This window comes from Neobacillus mesonae, from assembly GCF_023715155.1.
GTDB classification, from domain to species: Bacteria; Bacillota; Bacilli; order Bacillales; family Cytobacillaceae; genus Neobacillus; species Neobacillus mesonae_A.
Genome location: NZ_JAMBNQ010000147.1, coordinates 1 through 255, shown reverse-complemented (window position 1 = coordinate 255; position 255 = coordinate 1). Strand labels below are relative to the sequence as shown.

Below are 255 nucleotides of genomic sequence, written 5' to 3'. Positions count from 1 at the left end.
CAAAACCCGTCCGAAGAGTGTATATTCCAAAAGCCGATGGTACTAAACGTCCATTAGGAATACCAACAGTTGAAGACCGAATTCTCCAAGCCGCAACAAAAAGAATACTTGAACCCATCTTCGAACAGAAGTTTCTAGACTGTAGTTACGGATTTCGTCCAAACCGTAGTGCGCATATGGCGATAGACAAAATCCGTAAGGATTTGATGGAGGGGTATACGTATGTAATTGACGCCGATATAAAGACGTACTTTG

General features: G+C 42.4%; 1 protein-coding gene. It reads left to right on the top strand.

Annotation, left to right across the window (positions count from 1 at the left end; translation table 11 throughout):
• Positions 1–255 (top strand): reverse transcriptase domain-containing protein (locus tag M3183_RS27665; protein ID WP_251475117.1); only part of this gene is annotated, 255 nt, incomplete at both ends.